This window comes from Rhodococcus sp. NPDC060176 (assembly GCF_042728675.1).
GTDB lineage: Bacteria > Actinomycetota > Actinomycetes > Mycobacteriales > Mycobacteriaceae > Rhodococcus_F.
On sequence record NZ_JBHWYS010000002.1, the window covers coordinates 38,629 to 56,220 of the forward strand.

Annotated in this window: 14 protein-coding genes, 1 pseudogene and 1 riboswitch; of the genes and pseudogenes, 11 read left to right on the plus strand and 4 right to left on the minus strand. The window is 63.5% G+C overall.

Annotated features, from left to right (window positions below):
• A complete protein-coding gene (locus ACFWEM_RS08665; RefSeq protein ID WP_378532868.1) occupies positions 1-2,136 on the minus strand; it encodes a bifunctional lysylphosphatidylglycerol flippase/synthetase MprF in 2,136 nt (711 codons plus the stop codon).
• Positions 2,137-2,275: 139 nt separating this feature from the next.
• Between ACFWEM_RS08665 and ACFWEM_RS08670 the strand changes: the two genes are divergently transcribed.
• From ACFWEM_RS08670 to gcvP, 11 genes and pseudogenes are all read left to right on the plus strand, one after another.
• Positions 2,276-2,890 carry an NUDIX hydrolase gene (locus tag ACFWEM_RS08670; RefSeq protein WP_378532870.1) on the plus strand — a complete coding sequence of 205 codons (615 nt, stop codon included), beginning with the start codon at positions 2,276-2,278 and terminating at the stop codon, positions 2,888-2,890.
• A gap of 109 nt (positions 2,891-2,999) precedes the next feature.
• Positions 3,000-3,599: a CDP-alcohol phosphatidyltransferase family protein gene (locus tag ACFWEM_RS08675; RefSeq protein ID WP_030537518.1), complete on the plus strand. Its 600-nt coding sequence runs from the start codon at positions 3,000-3,002 to the stop codon at positions 3,597-3,599.
• Complete coding sequence (locus ACFWEM_RS08680) at positions 3,596-4,462, plus strand: DUF881 domain-containing protein (RefSeq protein ID WP_378532872.1); 867 nt, start codon at positions 3,596-3,598, stop codon at positions 4,460-4,462. The genes ACFWEM_RS08675 and ACFWEM_RS08680 overlap by 4 nt, the downstream gene beginning before the upstream one ends.
• Positions 4,463-4,475: 13 nt before the next feature.
• On the plus strand, positions 4,476-4,826 hold the full coding sequence (locus ACFWEM_RS08685; RefSeq protein WP_003946178.1) for a small basic family protein: 351 nt from the start codon (positions 4,476-4,478) through the stop codon (positions 4,824-4,826).
• 3 nt (positions 4,827-4,829) lie between these two features.
• Complete coding sequence (locus ACFWEM_RS08690) at positions 4,830-5,609, plus strand: DUF881 domain-containing protein (protein WP_378532874.1); 780 nt, start codon at positions 4,830-4,832, stop codon at positions 5,607-5,609.
• Positions 5,610-5,653: 44 nt separating this feature from the next.
• The gene (gene gcvH / locus ACFWEM_RS08695) at positions 5,654-6,058 is read left to right on the plus strand and encodes a glycine cleavage system protein GcvH (protein WP_317552772.1); all 405 of its coding nucleotides are present in this window, start codon (positions 5,654-5,656) and stop codon (positions 6,056-6,058) included.
• A gap of 211 nt (positions 6,059-6,269) precedes the next feature.
• Positions 6,270-6,764, plus strand: coding sequence for a glycogen accumulation regulator GarA (gene garA, locus ACFWEM_RS08700; protein ID WP_003946166.1), 495 nt, complete (start codon positions 6,270-6,272; stop codon positions 6,762-6,764).
• On the plus strand, positions 6,764-7,501 hold the full coding sequence (locus ACFWEM_RS08705) for a MerR family transcriptional regulator (RefSeq protein ID WP_378532876.1): 738 nt from the start codon (positions 6,764-6,766) through the stop codon (positions 7,499-7,501). The genes garA and ACFWEM_RS08705 overlap by 1 nt, the downstream gene beginning before the upstream one ends.
• Positions 7,502-7,594: 93 nt before the next feature.
• Positions 7,595-8,068 carry a bifunctional nuclease family protein gene (locus tag ACFWEM_RS08710; protein WP_003946194.1) on the plus strand — a complete coding sequence of 158 codons (474 nt, stop codon included), beginning with the start codon at positions 7,595-7,597 and terminating at the stop codon, positions 8,066-8,068.
• A 347-nt stretch (positions 8,069-8,415) separates the two neighbouring features.
• Positions 8,416-8,958: pseudogene (locus ACFWEM_RS08715) on the plus strand (MerR family transcriptional regulator); the annotation flags it as partial.
• Between the two features lie 256 nt (positions 8,959-9,214).
• Positions 9,215-9,344: riboswitch (glycine riboswitch) on the plus strand.
• Positions 9,345-9,397: 53 nt separating this feature from the next.
• On the plus strand, positions 9,398-12,256 hold the full coding sequence (gene gcvP, locus ACFWEM_RS08720) for an aminomethyl-transferring glycine dehydrogenase (RefSeq protein WP_378532879.1): 2,859 nt from the start codon (positions 9,398-9,400) through the stop codon (positions 12,254-12,256).
• A 22-nt stretch (positions 12,257-12,278) separates the two neighbouring features.
• Here the strand turns inward: gcvP and ACFWEM_RS08725 are convergent, their stop codons facing one another.
• From ACFWEM_RS08725 to ACFWEM_RS08735, 3 genes are all read right to left on the minus strand, one after another.
• Positions 12,279-13,427 carry a metallophosphoesterase gene (locus tag ACFWEM_RS08725; protein ID WP_378532881.1) on the minus strand — a complete coding sequence of 383 codons (1,149 nt, stop codon included), beginning with the start codon at positions 13,425-13,427 and terminating at the stop codon, positions 12,279-12,281.
• Positions 13,427-15,121, minus strand: coding sequence for a substrate-binding domain-containing protein (locus ACFWEM_RS08730; protein WP_378532883.1), 1,695 nt, complete (start codon positions 15,119-15,121; stop codon positions 13,427-13,429). The genes ACFWEM_RS08725 and ACFWEM_RS08730 overlap by 1 nt, the downstream gene beginning before the upstream one ends.
• Positions 15,122-15,279: 158 nt before the next feature.
• Complete coding sequence (locus ACFWEM_RS08735; protein WP_378532885.1) at positions 15,280-17,463, minus strand: malate synthase G; 2,184 nt, start codon at positions 17,461-17,463, stop codon at positions 15,280-15,282.
• Positions 17,464-17,592: the final 129 nt, after the last annotated feature.

The window sequence follows — 17,592 nt, forward strand, 5'->3', positions numbered from 1 at the left end:
TCAACTCTTGCTGGTGGCGAGCTTGATCAGCTGAGGAGCCGTCGCGTCGGGCAGGTAGGCACGCGTCAGTGCGATTCCGATCCGAGGCAGGTCGGCCTCGTCGCGGAAGCACAGGAAAACGGGTTCGTACCTCGGCTTGAACTTCTTCTTGAACGCGTGAAGAGACCGGAAGCCGTAGAGCGGTTCCATCGCGGCTCCGAGCATGTCGAGCAGGCGGTCCATGGATGCGGCGTCGGCGCCGTCGTCGCTGCGGGCGAGTGGTGCTCCGGACAGTGAGACGAATTGGGCACCTTGTTCTTTGAATTCGAGGGCCGACGATGCGATGAGGAACTCGACCACCGGGCGGAACCCGTCGGGGCGTCGACGCATGACGTCCAGTGTCCAACCCTGGACCACTCCGCCTTCGCCGTACACCGGCAACCACGAGGTGACGCCGTGAATGCTGCCGGTCGGGTCGACGGCCAAACCGACCCGGACGTCGCGATCGAGCGCCTCCTCGACGCTTCCGAGGGTGAACCCCATCTCGGGTAGTCCCTTGTCGCCCACCCATTCCTCGGAGATGGCGCGCACCTGAGCCAGCACGGAGAACGGCTCGTCGGCCAGTGTTGTCATCCGAAAGGTGATCTCGTCCTTCTTGGCCTTGTTGAGCGCCGAGCGGATGTCCTGCCAAGACTTGCCGGTGAACTGCAATTCCGGCAGGTCGACGATCGTGTCCTCGGCGACCTGAACGGTGCGCCAGCCGCGCCGGGCGGCGGCATCGGCTGTCTCCTTCCCCACGGAGAACAAGCAGGGGGTGAGGCCGTTGGCCTCGGACATCGTCGTGAATTCGTCTACCGCTGCGGCAAGTCGGTCGGGGCTCGCGATCGGATCGGCCAGGACTACGACGACGCCGACGTGCCGTTGGAATGCAACGACGCTGTCACCCGACTCGCCGAAGAAGTAATTGTTGCCGTCCCACGTCGTCATCCACGACATGGTTCCGCCGCCGTGCTGCTTGAGCAGTTCCCGAGCGGCGGCGCGCGGATCGTTCCCGGACAACGGCCCGCCTCGAATCTTGCGCCGCATCGGTACGTGAAAAGCGTGACGGCCCTTGATCAACAAGATGAGTTCGAGAAGCCAGAGCAGCGCGGTTCCGACCGTGACGGCGCCGGCGCTCTCGTAGTCGAAGAAGATGACCGAACCGAGGACGAGGGCGGTGGCCAAAACCGTCAGTGAACCGAACACGACGGCAACCCACCAGGCCCAGCGGCGTCCTCGTCGCAACTGATCCGCGATCAGTGCAACGATGATCACGTCGACCAATGCGGTCCAGCCGGAACCGGTTTCGGCTTCCGTCGGCCCGAACGGTCCGCTTCCGGGGAACAGCCAGACGGCGATCTCGACCACGCCGATCAGGAGCAGACCGATGAATCCGAGCAGGCGGATCTCGCGTCGCGTTCGGGGGATGAACCCGCGCTCTCCGTCGCCGAAGAACTTCTCGCCCACCGGCAGGAATATCGCGACCGCGATGAGGTGCTGCACGTCGGCGAGGCGGCCTTCGAAGAGGAACGCGATCGCAATGTACGCACACAGAATGGCGCGCACTCGCATTCGCCAGGGCGAGCGGAGTGTTGCCGTGGTTGCGGCGAGAGCGGCGATGATTGCGGTGGTCACACCGACGTCGCGGTGGGTGGCGAGGTTGCGGGCCCAATCCCAGTCGGTGTGGCTGCCCGCCCAGAGGAGGAGCGATGCACCCAGTTCACCCGCCAACTGACCGCTGATCGTGACGATGGCCGCGTTCTTGGTTCCCAGGCGCCATTCGCACCAACCGACCGCGAAGGCGAAAACGATGATGATCGAAACATACTGACCGGGCGTCAATCCGAAGAACCACCCCGTGACTAGTGTCCACCACTTGCCTTCCTGCAAGGCAGGGACTCCGTAGGCGATGTCGTCGAACCACGAGTAGGTGCGGACGTGATTCCACAAAGCGCCGGTCGCAATCCCGACGACGGTGATGGTGAGGACGACGATCGAAGTGAACGGCACGCGCCGCAGGACGCTCAGTGCGTCGGAAGCAAAGCGAGAGGCCCGATTCGGCGCACCCGGTGCGCTCTCCTCGGTCTGCGGGGTGGGGGTCTGGGACTGCTCAGCCATCGAGGTTCTCTTCTCGCCATGCCGCACGGTGGATTCTGCCAGTTCAGCATGACAGGAATACCGACCGATAATCAGGCGAAGCGGTCAAAATGGAGCAGACTGACTGGGGGTCTCGGACTCATGGCGCTACTGTCGAGCCATGGTGAACGGAGATTTACTGAATCGGGACCACGTTGTCGCTTCACTTGCCGCTTTCGAACCTCGATCGGTCGAATTGGACGGAAGGCGTTCTGCGTCGGTGGTCATCGTCGTCATGCGGAACGCGGACGGGACACCGGTGTTTCCGGTAACCAAGCGGCCCAGCAAGATGCGAGCTCACCCCGGTCAGTTCGCGTTGCCAGGCGGAAGCGTCGATCCGGGTGAGACGTCCGAACAAGCAGCGCTTCGGGAACTGTCCGAGGAGTTGGGCGTCGAAGTTCCCGAGTCGAACATCATCGGCCGGCTCGACGACTACGTCACCCGTTCGGGATTCGTGATCCGTCCTTTTGTCGTCTGGTCCGGCGAGGACGTCGGGGGACTGGTACCCAATCCGGACGAGGTGGCCCAGGTGTACGCCGTAACGTCGGAGGAGCTCGACGTGGACTCGCGATTCGTCACCATCGAGGAATCACCGAACCCGGTGATCCAGTGGCCGTTCCGAACGAGCCTGATCCATGCGCCGACCGGAGCTGTCATCTATCAGTTCCGCGAGGTGTTGAACGGCCGGCACACCCGCATCGACAACCTCGAACAGCCGGTGTTCGCCTGGCGATGAGTGCAGCTCGACACGCTCGGGGTCGTTCGGGCTTCGGTGCCTCGGCGAATAGTGCGCCCCGCTGTGGAAAGCTGACCGCACGGCAATCGAACGACGCGAGGTGTGTGCAGTGAACTCTGGCGAACAAGAACCGATCCCCACGGATCGGATTCTCACTGTTCCCAACGTGCTCAGTATCGTGCGTCTACTCGCCCTTCCGCTGTTCGCCTACCTGCTGCTCGTCACACACTCGGACGGGTGGGCGTTAGCGCTGCTGATGCTCAGCGGGTTCACCGACTGGCTCGACGGCAAGCTGGCCAGGGTGCTCGGACAGACCTCGCGTCTGGGAGCGCTACTCGACCCGCTGGTCGATCGCCTCTACGTCGTGACGACGCTGGTCACCTTCGTCGCCCGCGATTTCATTCCCTGGTGGGTTGCGGCGATACTCATCGGCCGAGACCTTCTGCTCGCGTTGACGCTGCCGATCTACCGCAGACGTGGCCTGCCGCCACCCGAGGTCGTCTATCTCGGTAAAGCCGCGACCTTCCTGCTGATGTTCGCGCTGCCGCTGATCCTTGCCGGGCACGGAGACTGGGCCATCGGACCGTTCACCCATGCCTTCGGTTTCGCTTTCCTGATCTGGGGAACCGTCCTGTACGTGTGGACTGCAGCGATCTACGTGCTCAAGGCCGTCGACGTGGCGCGAACGCACGAGGTCGTGCCCCGATGAAGTCGACCGGGGAGGACGTCCGTCGTAACCCGGTACCGTCGCTGCTTCGGTCGCTCATGACCGAACATCTCGACCCGGGTTACGAAGCAACTGCATTCGAACGCCAACACGAGCACACCAAGAACACGTCCTCGAAGACCGGGCCGTGGCTGGCCCTCGGCGCACTGTTGATCGGGTTCATCGTCACGGTCTCCGCAGTTCAGGCGACAAAGCAGGTGACCGGCACCGAAGAAGTTCGAAGCGAACTAGTGGCCAAGGTCCGTGACGCGGAGGATCGAATCGATTCGCTGGCTGCCTCCCGTGATTCGCTCGGCGGCGACGTCGACGCGGCCCGCGGCGTGGCGCTCGAAGGCGATGCACGCGGCAGCGCCGTCCTCGACCAACTGCGCGCGGTCGAATCCGGTGCCGGGGCGGACGCTGTCCACGGTGAGGGACTGGTGGTGACGCTGACGGACCCGGCCGGACGCCCGAACCTCTCGGACGCGTCGCAGCGGAGCGTCGGCGGCAAGACCGTCGTCCTCGATCGAGATCTGCAAACCGTCGTCAACGCGCTGTGGGCGGGAGGCGCGGAGGCAATTGCCGTCGGCGGCGTGCGAATCGGGCCGACGGTGACCATCCGTCAGGCCGGCGGCGCGATGCTCGTCGACAACCAACCTGTCTTCTCGCCGTACCGCGTCGAGGCGATCGGCGACACGCGTGCACTGCAGCGAGAGTTCGTCGTCAGCGATGCCTACGGGAGAATGTCGAGCGTCTCGCAACTGTACGGAGTCGGTTTCGCGGTGGCCGAAGACGATTCGTTGACACTGCCACCCGCGACGCCGCGCGCCGTCCGGGTGGCAACAGAACCCACAGAACCCAAGTGACAGAAGGAGTTCGATGAAGGCCGGTTCCGCCCTGTACGGACTCGCAGCACTGGTCGTCGGCATCGTCCTGGGCGTAGTTTTCAGCCCGCAGGTGCCCGACGTGATCCAGCCGTATCTTCCGATCGCGGTCGTTGCGGCACTCGACGCCGTCTTCGGCGGACTACGCGCGTATCTCGACGAGATCTTCGACGCGAAGGTGTTTGTGGTCTCCTTCGTCTTCAACGTGCTCGTCGCGTCGTTGATCGTCTGGCTCGGTGATCAGTTGGGTGTGGGTACTCAACTCTCGACGGCGATCGTCGTCGTGCTGGGTATCCGGATCTTCGGCAACGCAGCGGCATTGCGACGCCGACTGTTCGGAGCGTGAGTCATGGCGGATCACTCCACGACCGAACCCGAAGAACCACCCGTCACCACCGCGAGTGAAGGTCGGCACGAGCTGCGTTCACCGTCGAAACATCGCACCAACGTCGTCTTCGCCATCCTCGCGGCCGTGCTCCTGGGTGTGCTCGGTGTCGCGATTGCCACACAGGTACGTAGCACCGTGGCCGGAGATTCACTCGACGCCGCGCGCCCTGCCGACCTGCTGGTCGTTCTCGACAACTTGAATCGGCGCGAAGCCGCGCTGAGGCAGGAAGTTGCCAATCTTCAGGAATCGCTTGCCACTTTGGAAGCCGGCGGCAACACCGGAGCAGCGTTGGACGAGGCGCGGGCGCGGCTGACTTCGCTCTCCATTCAAGTGGGGACCGCTCCTGCGACCGGACCGGGCGTGACGATGACCCTGACAGATCCGGCGGGCGGCGTCGGCTCCGAAGTGATTCTCGATCTCATCCAGGAATTGCGTGCTGCCGGTGCCGAAGCCATCTCGATCGCAGGTGCTAGCGGCGAACCCATTCGTATCGGCGTGAACTCGTGGGTGAGTGGGCGCGGCGGCGAAATCGAATTGGACGGAACCCGGATCGAGCAGCCGTACACTGTGACCGCGATCGGGGATCCGCCGACGTTGGCAGCAGCGTTGAACATCCCCGGAGGCGTCTTCGACAACGTCGCACGCAACGGCGGAACTTCCTCGGTCGAGCAATCGCAGCAGGTCACGATCTCCGTCTTGCGACAATTGAATCCGCGCCAATACGCTCAACCTGGAAATTGATCTTTTGCGTCCGACTTTCGGACGGCCTGTGAAAGGAAGCCACTGTGAGTGAGCTCGATACACCTACCGATCTGCGCTACACCGCGGAGCACGAGTGGGTGAAGCGGACCGGCCCGACCTCAGTTCGAGTCGGTATCACCGACTTTGCTCAGTCGCAGCTCGGTGACGTCGTGTTCGTCCAGCTTCCCGCTGTCGACGAAGACGTGACCGCCGGTGAATCGCTCGGTGAGGTCGAGTCGACCAAGAGCGTCTCCGACATCTTTGCTCCGTTCACTGCGAAAGTTCTTGCAGCCAACGGTGAATTGGACGGACAGCCTGACCTCGTCAACACCGATCCGTACGACAAGGGTTGGTTGGTCGAGCTCGAGGTTGCCGACGAAGCCACACTCGATGCCGCACTCGCGGCAACTCTGGACGCGGAGGCGTACAACGGACTGACGTCCGAGTAGAAAACCTACGCGTGGACCGGCCAACTCGTGTTGTGTCGCGGCCTGTCTCGCTGCACACGGCGGTCTGCGCAGGGTACGGTCGTTAGGTACGCATGTGCCGAGTCGGGGCGCAGGGCCGTATCGAACGTGACTGTGAAAGATGCTCGTGAAGAAAGTGCACTGCGTAGTCCAGTGATTCATGATCTGGATGATTGACCCAGGAGGAGAAACAGTGAGCGAGAACGGTAACGACGCGGGCTATGGGGAGTCGCCGGCGGAGACCACTTCGGTTTTCCGTGCGGACTTCCTCAATGAGCTCGACAACACCTCCTCTGCAGCACCGGCCGCCGAGCAGCCGGTTTCGGGCGTGGAAGGTCTTCCCGCCGGAGCCGCACTTCTGGTGGTCAAGCGGGGACCGAATGCAGGATCCCGCTTCTTGCTCGATCAGCCGACGACGTCGGCAGGTCGGCACCCGGACAGCGACATCTTCCTCGACGACGTGACCGTCAGCCGTCGTCACGCCGAGTTCCGTCAGGAAGATGCAGATTTCCACGTCGTCGACGTCGGAAGCCTCAACGGCACCTACGTCAACCGTGAGCCTGTCGATTCGGCAGTTCTCGCGAACGGTGACGAGGTTCAGATCGGCAAGTTCCGTCTGGTGTTCCTCACCGGCCCTCGTGCCGGCGGTTCGCAGGTCGGCGAGTCGTCAGCAGGTGCGGGTAGCTAATGACGGCAGTGCGGCAGCAGAGCCAGCCCGGAATGTCGATTGGTTCCGTGCTGGATCGGTTGCGTCCAGATTTTCCCGACGTGACGATTTCGAAGATCCGTTTCCTCGAGTCCGAGGGCTTGATCAGCCCGCAACGGACACCGTCGGGATACCGCAGATTCTCCGTGGAGGACTGCGAGCGTCTTCGCTTCGTGCTGACCGCTCAACGCGATCAGTACCTGCCGCTCAAAGTGATCAAAGAACAACTCGAAGCGATCGACAGCGGCGCGGCGACGGTGAGTGCGGAAGTTCCTCCGCCTCGTCGTGCCCGCGTCCTGTCGATTGCTTCGGGCGATGTCTCGCCGGAAGCTTTCCGTGTCGACCGTGAAGTTCGAGTCGGTCGTCAGGATCTTCTCGCGCGCGCCGACATCGACGATCGGTTTCTGACCGATCTGATCCGCACCGGTTTGGTCGTTCCCGGCGCGGCGGGCTTCTTCGACGAGGACGCCGTGACATTGGCGCGCACCGCGAAAGCGATGTCCGAGTACGGCTTGGAGGTCCGCCATCTGCGGGCGTTCAAGTTGGCTGCTGACCGCGAAGCGGGACTGGTGACTCAAATCGCCGGACCGGTTGCCAAAGGTCGTGACGCCGGAGCGCGTGATCGCGCCGAGGAAATGGTCCGGGAACTGGCTGCCCTGTCACTGACTTTGCACACGTGTCTGGTCAAATCGGCGGTTTGGGGAAGTCTCGATCGCTGAGTTCCTCGATCAGCGGGGCTCACTCGAATAGAATTTCAGTACGACCGCATCGGAGTCGGTCTACTGGATCACGTCAGGTTGGAGGCAAGCTCGATGGGCGAAATGCGTGTGATCGGAGTTCGTGTCGAGCAGCCTCAGAATCAGCCGGTCCTGTTGCTGCGGGAGTCCGACGGCGATCGGTACCTGCCGATCTGGATCGGGCAAACCGAAGCTACCGCGATTGTTCTCGAACAACAGGGAGTTGAGCCGGCGCGTCCGCTGACTCACGACCTGATCAAGATTCTGATCGAATCCTTCGGTCGGAGTCTGAAGGAAGTGCGGATCGTGGACCTGCAAGAGGGCACGTTCTACGCGGATCTGGTCTTCGACGAGCAGACCACCGTGTCGGCACGTCCGTCGGATTCGATTGCGTTGGCCTTGCGCATCGGCGTTCCGATCTTCGCGTCGGAGGCCGTTCTCGCCGAAGCCGGTCTCGTCATTCCCGACGAGCGCGAAGACGAGGTCGAGAAGTTCAAGGAATTCCTCGACACCATCTCGCCGGACGATTTCAAAGCGACTGATGGCTAGCCTGTTTTGACTGGTTACGGACTTTAGTCTTCAACTCTCAAGTAGAGGTTGAGTCTCGGTCGGCGTGTTGCGTTGACCGCGCACCCTCCTGGTCCTACCGTTGCGTGCGGTGGAGATCTTCTCGCCTTGTCGATCGAGGCGTACTCTGGGTAAGTCCACTCATGGAATTACCTGCCTTGGATTCACATCTGAAAGTTCGGTCGGCACGGGATTCTCGTGACTGCTGATAGCACAGGTTGGTTACATGATGGCGAAGCGAGAGGGAGACGGCAGTGGAAGAACAGTCGAATGAGCGCGGAACGGACATAACCGGTAGTGCCGATCCGACTGCAGAAATGTCTTCCGAAGAGCTGCAGCCGGGCCTGTTCCCGGACGATTCCATCCCCGACGACCTGGTCGGATACCGAGTACCCAGCGCTTGCCAGATTGCCGGGATCACTTATCGCCAGCTCGATTACTGGGCACGGACGTCGTTGGTCGTGCCGTCCATCCGCGGCGCTGCCGGATCCGGTAGTCAGCGTCTGTACTCCTTCAAGGACATCCTCGTCCTCAAGATCGTGAAGCGTCTGCTCGACACCGGAATCTCACTGCAGAACATCCGCGTTGCCGTCGATCACCTGCGCAAGCGCGGCGTGCGCGATCTTGCCAACATCACGCTCTTCTCCGACGGCACCACCGTCTACGAATGCACGTCTCCCGAAGAGGTCGTCGACCTTCTTCAAGGTGGGCAGGGTGTGTTCGGCATCGCGGTCAGTGGCGCCATGCGTGAACTCACCGGAACCATCGCCGACTTCCCGGCCGAGCGCGCCGACGGCGGTGAAAGTGACCCCAACCCGGAAGACGAGTTGGCCTCACGACGCAAGAATCGCGCCAGCCGCAAAACCGGATAACGTACGTCACATCTCTTTGGAGGATGCCACGGTGCAGGTAGGCGCCTCGGTCTACTAGACTGGGCCTGCGTCGCCGGCGTACGGGAGAGCCTCGGATACCGATTCACCGAACTAGTCTTTGTTGCAGTCTTTGCTGCAGTGTTTGTTGCAGCGTTTGTTGCAGCGTTTGTTTCAAAGGCCAGTGGTGAGCGGGATCAGGGCGCCGAAGGAGCAATACCTCCCCGTCAATCTCTCAGGCACCAAGGACCGTACGGGCTCCGACGCCTCTGGAAAGCGGTGGGAAAACCCACCCGCCGACGGGGAAAGGCTGTGGCTTCCGTCGTTTGGCGGGTCACTACCGAATCTCTCAGGCGCTCGGGAATCGAGCATGCGACAGAGGGGGAGGAACACACCGCAGGTCGGTGTGTGTCCTGATCCTCCGATCTGTCTGGGAGTTGTCGTGATCGACGCTGCAAGCCGTATATTTGCCGACCGCCATGTCGGTCCGAACGCCGCGGAACTCGCGCGCATCCTCGAACTTGTCGGGGTCGATTCACTCGACGAACTGGCAACCAAGGCCGTTCCTTCCGTCATCCTCGACGCTGCACCGGACGGCATCGCTGCCGGTCTCGACGCTCTTCCGCTGCCGGTCGGAGAGCACGAGGCACTCGCCGAACTGACCGCTCTCGCCGCCCAGAACACCGTCGCGACGTCGATGATCGGCCTCGGATACTTCGACACGTTGACGCCGCCTGTGTTGTTGCGCAACATCATCGAGAACCCGGCCTGGTACACCGCGTACACCCCGTACCAGCCGGAGATCAGCCAGGGCCGCCTCGAAGCCCTCCTCAACTTCCAGACCATGGTCGCCGATCTCTCCGGCATGGAATTGGCCAACTCGTCGATGCTCGACGAGGCCACCGCAGCCGCCGAAGCCATGACGCTCCTGCGCCGCGCGAACCGCAGCAAGTCCCCGCGATTCGTCGTCGACGCCGATCTGTACCCGCAGACCCTCGCCGTCATCGAGACTCGCGCCGAGCCGCTCGGCATCGAGATCGTCTCCGCAGACCTCACCGCTGGTCTTCCCGAAGGTGACTTCTTCGGCGTCATCGCCCAGATTCCCGGAGCCTCGGGACGGGTCGTCGACTACACCTCGATCATCGCGGAAGCTCATGAGCGCGGCGCACTTGTTGCCGTCGGCGCCGACCTCCTTGCGATGACGCTCATCACCTCGCCGGGCGAACTCGGTGCGGACGCGTGCTTCGGCACCACCCAGCGTTTCGGCGTTCCCATGGGGTACGGCGGACCGCACGCCGGTTACCTGGCCGTGCACTCCAAGCATGCGCGTCAGCTACCCGGCCGCTTGGTCGGTGTCTCGATCGACGCCGACGGAGACAAGGCATACCGCCTCGCGCTGCAGACTCGTGAGCAGCACATTCGCCGCGAGAAGGCGACGTCCAACATCTGTACCGCTCAGGTGCTCCTCGCCATCCTCGCTGCGATGTACGCGAGCTACCACGGCGCCGAGGGGCTCAAGGCGATTGCGTTGCGCGTCGCTGCCCGCGCACACGCGTTGGCAAACGGCCTGCGCGAAGGCGGCGTGACCGTTGTCCACGATTCGTTCTTCGACACCGTGCTCGCTCAGGTTCCGGGCAAGGCGGCCGACGTTGTCGCTGCGGCCAAGGAATCCGGGATCAACCTGCGTCTGGTCGACGCCGATCACGTCGGCATCTCCTGCGACGAGGCCACCACCGCCGATCACGTTCTCGCAGTGCTCGACGCGTTCGGCATCGAAGACGCCGTTGTCGCCATCGAAGCAGAGGGCAACTCGGTTCCCGCTGCTCAGGAGCGCATCTCCGACTACCTGCAGCACGAAGCTTTCACCCGTTACCGTACGGAAACGGCAATGCTCCGTTACCTGCGCGCGTTGTCCGACAAGGATATTGCGCTCGATCGCAGCATGATCCCGCTGGGTTCGTGCACCATGAAGCTCAACGCGACCGCCGAGATGGAATCCATCACCTGGCCCGCGTTCAACGCGATCCACCCGTTCGCGCCGACGTCGGATGCGCCCGGTCTGCTGAAGATCATCAAAGATCTCGAAGACTGGCTGGTCGCGGTCACCGGCTATGACAACGTGAGCCTCCAGCCCAACGCCGGCAGCCAGGGGGAGTACGCGGGTCTGCTCGCCATCCGCAACTACCACCTCAGCCGCGGCGACGATCACCGCGACACCTGCCTGATTCCCTCGAGTGCTCATGGCACCAACGCGGCTTCGGCTGTCATGGCCGGGATGCGCGTCGAGGTTGTCGCGTGCCGTCCCAACGGTGACGTCGACGTCGACGATCTGCGTGCGAAGATCGCCGATCACGCCGAGCGTCTCGCCGCGATCATGATCACCTACCCGTCCACGCACGGTGTCTACGAGCACGAGATCTCCGACATCTGCGCAGCGGTACACGACGCTGGCGGCCAGGTGTACGTCGACGGCGCGAACCTCAATGCGCTTGTCGGCCTTGCTCGTCCGGGACGTTTCGGCGGCGACGTCAGCCACCTGAACCTGCACAAGACCTTCTGCATCCCGCACGGCGGCGGCGGACCAGGCGTCGGCCCGATCGGTGTGCGTTCACACCTGACGCCGTTCCTGCCCGGACATCCGATGGCCCCCGAACTCGGTGGTGGAGGCACGATCTCGGCAGCGCCGTACGGCAGTGCGTCCATCCTGCCCATCACCTGGACCTACATCCGGATGATGGGAGCTGCGGGCCTGCGCCGCGCCAGCCTGACAGCCATCGCGTCGGCAAACTACATCGCGCGTCGACTCGACGAGTACTTCCCGGTTCTCTACACCGGTGAGAACGGCATGGTCGCGCACGAGTGCATCCTCGATCTGCGCGGGTTGACCAAGGACACCGGCGTCACCGTCGACGACGTGGCAAAGCGTCTGGCCGACTACGGATTCCATGCCCCGACCATGAGCTTCCCCGTGGTCGGCACACTGATGGTCGAGCCCACCGAGAGCGAGAACCTCGAAGAGATCGACGAGTTCTGCGAAGCGATGATCGCCATTCGCGGCGAGATCGATCGCGTCGGCGCCGGCGAGTGGACGGTGGAGGACAACCCGCTTCGCGGTGCTCCCCACACCGCCGGAAGCATTGCAGCGCAGTGGGATCACCCGTACTCGCGTGAGATCGCAGTCTTCCCGCGTGGCAAGGCTCGCCCCAAGGTGTGGCCGTCCGTGCGTCGTATCGACGGTGCACACGGCGACCGAAACCTGGTCTGCTCCTGCCCGCCGATCGAAGCGTTCGCGGGCAACTAAGGCGTGTGCCCGCCGGAGATCATCACCTCTCGCGTACGAGTTCGAGAACGGTGATCTCCGGCGGTGCGCCGACGCGTACCGGAGGGCCCCAGGCCCCGGCGCCACGCGTCGTGTACAGCACGGTGTTTCCGACCTTGTCCAAACCCTGCACTGACGGCTGCTGCAACGGAACGAGATAGCGCAGCGGCCACATCTGCCCGCCGTGGGTGTGCCCGGACAGTTGCAGATCGATACCCATCTCGGACGCTTCGATCGCCTGGCGGGGTTCGTGCGCGAGAAGCAAGGCGAACGTATTCGGATCGCGGCCCGCGAGGGCGGCTGTCAGATTCGGCTCGTACGGGGCCGGTGAGGTGTAGTCGTGGATGCCCACGACGTCGATGGTGTCGCCGTCATGCTGGATCGAGGCGCGGCCGTTGCGAAGCGTGGTGATCCCCAAGGTTTCCCAGACGTCGAGCCACTTGCCGCCGTCGTCGGCGTAGAACTCGTGGTTGCCGCTGACCCCGAAGATTCCGTCCGGCGCCCGAAGATCGGCGAGCGGAGCAAGATCGGGTGCAACTTTCGCGACGGTGCCGTCCACGAGGTCCCCGCCGATCGCAATCAGATCGACGTTCTGTGCGTTGACGATCTCGACCACCTTACGAGTGAAGTCGACCCCGCGGGCCGGACCCACGTGCAGGTCGGTGATCAGGGCGATCCGGTATCCGTTGAAGCCCTCGGGCAGGCGTGCCAGGGGCACCCGAATTCGGGAGACCTTCGGGTTCGACGCCTCGTAGACGCCGTACCCGGCGGTGCCCAACGCCGCGAGAGTGACTGCCGCTGTGGCCAACTGCAACGTACGACGCTTGGACGGGTCGACCTCGGCGGTTGTGTCCGTTCGGCGTGCACGCAGACTACTGATCCCGGCGAACAGACCGATCACGAGCAGTCCTGGAATCAGGTACAGCCAGGAGGCCAGCCAGACCCATCCGAGGAATCCGACAGGTCGCGCCCACGAGGTCGGGAAGACTTCGCCGCTGCCGACCCCGATGACCGTCGAGACCGCCAAGATGACGAGCGCAGTGTCTGTCAGGCGAGCCCATCGTCTCGGCATGCCCGTGGCACGAACGAGCCTGCGGTGCAGGAACCACGTCAGAAGAGCGAGGAGAACCGCGAAAACCGCAACGCGCCCCATCAGGACAGCATCTTTGTCACTGCGGCGGCGAGTGCCGGGTCGGACGTCGAATCGACGCGAACCAAAGTTCCGCCCGTCCTGTCCGACACGTCTTGGAGCGTGGAGACGTCGTTGCCTGCACCGACGACGATCACGTCGACCTGCACCGGACGCGACGGATTGCCCGCAGCGGCGATCGCGCTGAGCAGTTCGGCCCGCGTCGTGGTGGATTCGTCAGGCGTACTCGAGGTGATCAGCAGCACCGAGTTGACTCGCCCCGCGTCGAAACCGTCCACGGCGGCTTTGTAGGAGCTGGCAAGCGCCGGGTACTTGGATGTCTTTCCGCCGGCCCGAAGCCCGTTGAGGAAATCGGTGATCGTGGCACGCCGATTCGGCTCGGACAGTGAACCGCCCGGAACCAGGATGCGCTCGGACGGTTTTCCGTCGGTGCCCGTGCTGAACTCGCGAAGGCCGATGTCCGAAGCGTCAGGGCTGCGACCCAATTGGGTGTTCACCGCCGCGGCAACGTTCGCCAAGCGGGTAGTGCCACCGTCGTCGGTGCCCATCGACTCCGACGTGTCCATCAGGATGGTGGCACTACGCGGAGAGACCGGGTTGGCGACGATGTCGCCGAGTGCCGCTGCGGTTTCGGCGGAAGCCGGTGTCAACGTGGACGAGATCTTGGCTGCGGACACCGCGCCGAGATCGGGAAGTTCTTGACCCTCGACCCGGAAACCGGCGCCCACGAACAGCTGTGACTGGCTGGACTCACGCATGAAATCGGCGAACTGCGCCGCTGCGCGCGACGCGGTTTCGTCGATCCCGCTCCCCGAGGTGATGACCGCCGGGTAGTCTGCGACGGGCGTTGCGCCGGCGGGGGAGTACGTCGTCATCGCCGGGTTCGCGCTCTGCGCTATCGACTGTTCCGTTGCCGGAACGGCTTTCACCGAATCCGGTGTTCCGGCGCTCAAGGCTCCGAGGGCTTCGGCGGTGGATGCGGGAGGAGCAGGCAAGGATTGGAACTGCAAAGCACGCGCACTGAGCGCACTGTTGACCTGAGCGGACTTTGCCTGATCCGTCGTGACCGGACCGGTACCCGCATCGGCGACGTCGGCGGCGATTGCCTGTGCCGCCATGGAGGTTTCGGTACTACCGACCGGCAGGGCGAGTGTCACATCCGATGGCAGCGATTTCCACGCCGACGCCGCGCTGTTCAATGCTGCCGCGGTCTCGGGGCTGACGGCCAGAACGATCGGGGAACTCGCAAGCGAGCGAGGATCACCGTTGATCACCGCCTTGCCGGCCAACGGCGTGAGCTCGAACGAACTCGTCGGGATCCACAGCGAGGGACGCGGTCCCAGGGCCGCGTCGTCCCAGGCTGCCGCCGGGCCAGCCTCGAGTGCCGTCGAGACGGACGAGGACGGTGCACCGTGTACCGCGACGGCGATGCAGTGATCGCGTACCACCGGCGAGGTCTGGGTGTACCGCTTGCCCAATTCCTCGACTTGCGGTGCGATGGAGGGATCCGCAGTGACGTCGAGTGTCTTGTTACCTTCGACGCACGTGCCCGCTGCCTGCTGCCCCTGATCGTCGATCCGGTTGCTGAGGGCCTTCCACCCGAAGAAGCCCGCCACGATCAAGGCGATCAGCACGACGACGAGAATCGGCCCCTTGCTGATACCTCTGGCGCCTGACCCGCCGCGATGTTCGCCCACGTACCTTGCCCTAACTCGGTCACTCGAAGAATGTCTCTTGAACGGACTTGTGTCCTCGGCCAGTCTAGTGACGAATCTTCGGGGCCTACGCGAACAGCCTCGACACCGGAGCGGTGCCGAGGCTGTTCGGGTTCAGCTTCGAGTTCAGGGAGGTGAAATCAGGCGTTGGCAGCCTTGTACTCACGGCGACGGCGATGCAGGATCGGCTCCGTGTATCCGCTGGGCTGCTTCGCGCCTTCCAGGATGAGTTCCTTGGCGGCCTGGAAAGCGATGTTGGAATCGAAATCAGGTGCCATGTTGCGGTACTCGGCGTCGCCCTCGTTCTGACGGTCGACAACCGGTGCCATGCGCTCGAGCGCAGTCACGACGTCGGTTTCGCTGACGATGCCGTGACGCAGCCAGTTGGCGAGCAGCTGGCTCGAGATGCGCAGCGTGGCGCGGTCCTCCATGAGCGCGACGTCGTGGATGTCGGGAACCTTGGAGCAGCCGACGCCGGCGTCGATCCAGCGGACGACGTAACCGAGGATGGACTGGCAGTTGTTGTCGAGCTCTTCCTTCTTCTCCGCGTCCGTCCAGTCGGTGCTGGGAGCGAGCGGGATGGTCAGGATGTCGTCGACGCTCGCGCGCGGCTTACCCTTCAGTCCGTCCTGAACAGCGAACACGTCGACGCGGTGGTAATGCGTCGCGTGCAGCGTTGCGCCGGTCGGCGAAGGGACCCACGCGGTGTTGGCGCCGGCCTTGGGGTGGCCGATCTTCTGCTCTAGCATGTCAGCCATCAGCTCGGTCATGGCCCACATGCCCTTGCCGATCTGAGCCTTGCCCTGCAGACCGCAGGCCAGTCCTGTGTCGACGTTCCAGTCTTCGTAGGCGCCGATCCACTTCTGCTTCTTCATCTCGGCCTTGCGCACCATCGCGCCGGCTTCCATGGAGGTGTGGATCTCGTCGCCGGTGCGGTCGAGGAAGCCGGTGTTGATGAACACCACGCGGTCGACGGCTTCCTTGATGCAGGCAGCGAGGTTGACCGTCGTACGACGCTCCTCGTCCATGATGCCGACCTTGAGCGTGTTCTCCGGAAGGCCGAGGACCTGCTCGACGCGGCCGAACAGTTCGGTGGTGAAGGCAACTTCCTCGGGACCGTGCTGCTTGGGCTTGACGATGTAGATCGAGCCGGTGCGGCTGTTGTCGAGCGGGCCGTTGGTGTCACTGATCGACAGGCCGTGGACTGCGCAGGTGCTGGTGATCAAAGCGTCGAGAATGCCCTCGGGAACCTCGTTGCCGTCGGCGTCGAGGATCGCGGGGTTGGTCATGAGGTGACCGACGTTGCGGACGAACAGAAGTGAACGACCGTGCAGGCTGAGTTCGCTGCCGTCGACGGCGGTGTACTTACGGTCGCCGTTGAGCGTACGAGTGAAGGACTTGGCGCCCTTCTTGATCTCCTCGGACAGGTCACCGCGGTTGAGGCCCAACCAGTTTCGGTAACCGACAACCTTGTCGTCGGCGTCGACAGCGGCGACCGAGTCCTCGAAGTCCATGATGGTGGTGACGGCGGATTCGAGAACGACGTCCTTGACGCCGGCGGCGTCGGTGCTGCCGATCGGGGACGAGGCGTCGATCTGGATCTCGGCGTGCAATCCGTTGTTGAGCAGCAGGATGCTCGTCGGTGCGTCCTTCTCGCCGAGGTAGCCGACGAACTTCTCCGGCTGGGCGAGCGTGGTGACGCTGCCGTCTGCCAACGTGATCTTCAGTTCGCTGCCGTCGACAATGTACTTGGTTGAATCTGCGTGCGATCCCGACGCGAGAGGTGCTGCGGCGTCGAGGAATTCACGCGCCCAGGCGATGACCTTGTCGCCGCGGACCTTGTTGTAGCCGGAACCCTTCTCGGCGCCGTTCTCCTCCGAGATGGCGTTGGTGCCGTACAGCGCGTCGTACAACGAACCCCAGCGGGCGTTGGACGCGTTGAGTGCGAAGCGCGCGTTGAGGATCGGGACGACCAACTGCGGGCCGGCCGTGGAGGTGATCTCCGTGTCGACGTTCGTGGTGGTGACCGAGAACTCGGAAGGCGTCGGCAGGAGGTAGCCGATTTCCTGCAGGAACGCCTTGTATGCGGCGGCGTCGATGGGAGCGCCGGCGTGATCGCGATGCCACTGATCGATCTGAGCCTGCAGATCGTCACGCTTGGCAAGCAAGTCGCGGTTCTTCGGTGCGAGCTCGGTGATGACCTTGTCGGCGCCGGCCCAGAACGTTTCGGCGTCTACACCGGTGCCGGGAAGAGCCTCCTCGACCACGAAGTCGTAGAGAACCTTGGCAACCTGAAGACTGCCGACCTGAACGCGCTCAGTCATGAATAGCCTCACTTTTCCGAAAGCGGAGCACCACATATGGATGCCATGAACCAACATCAATGTTACCTGGGAGTATTCCCACCGCTGTCCGCGCCCTGAGCTGCGATAATCGGGCGCGAAGAGCTGAAA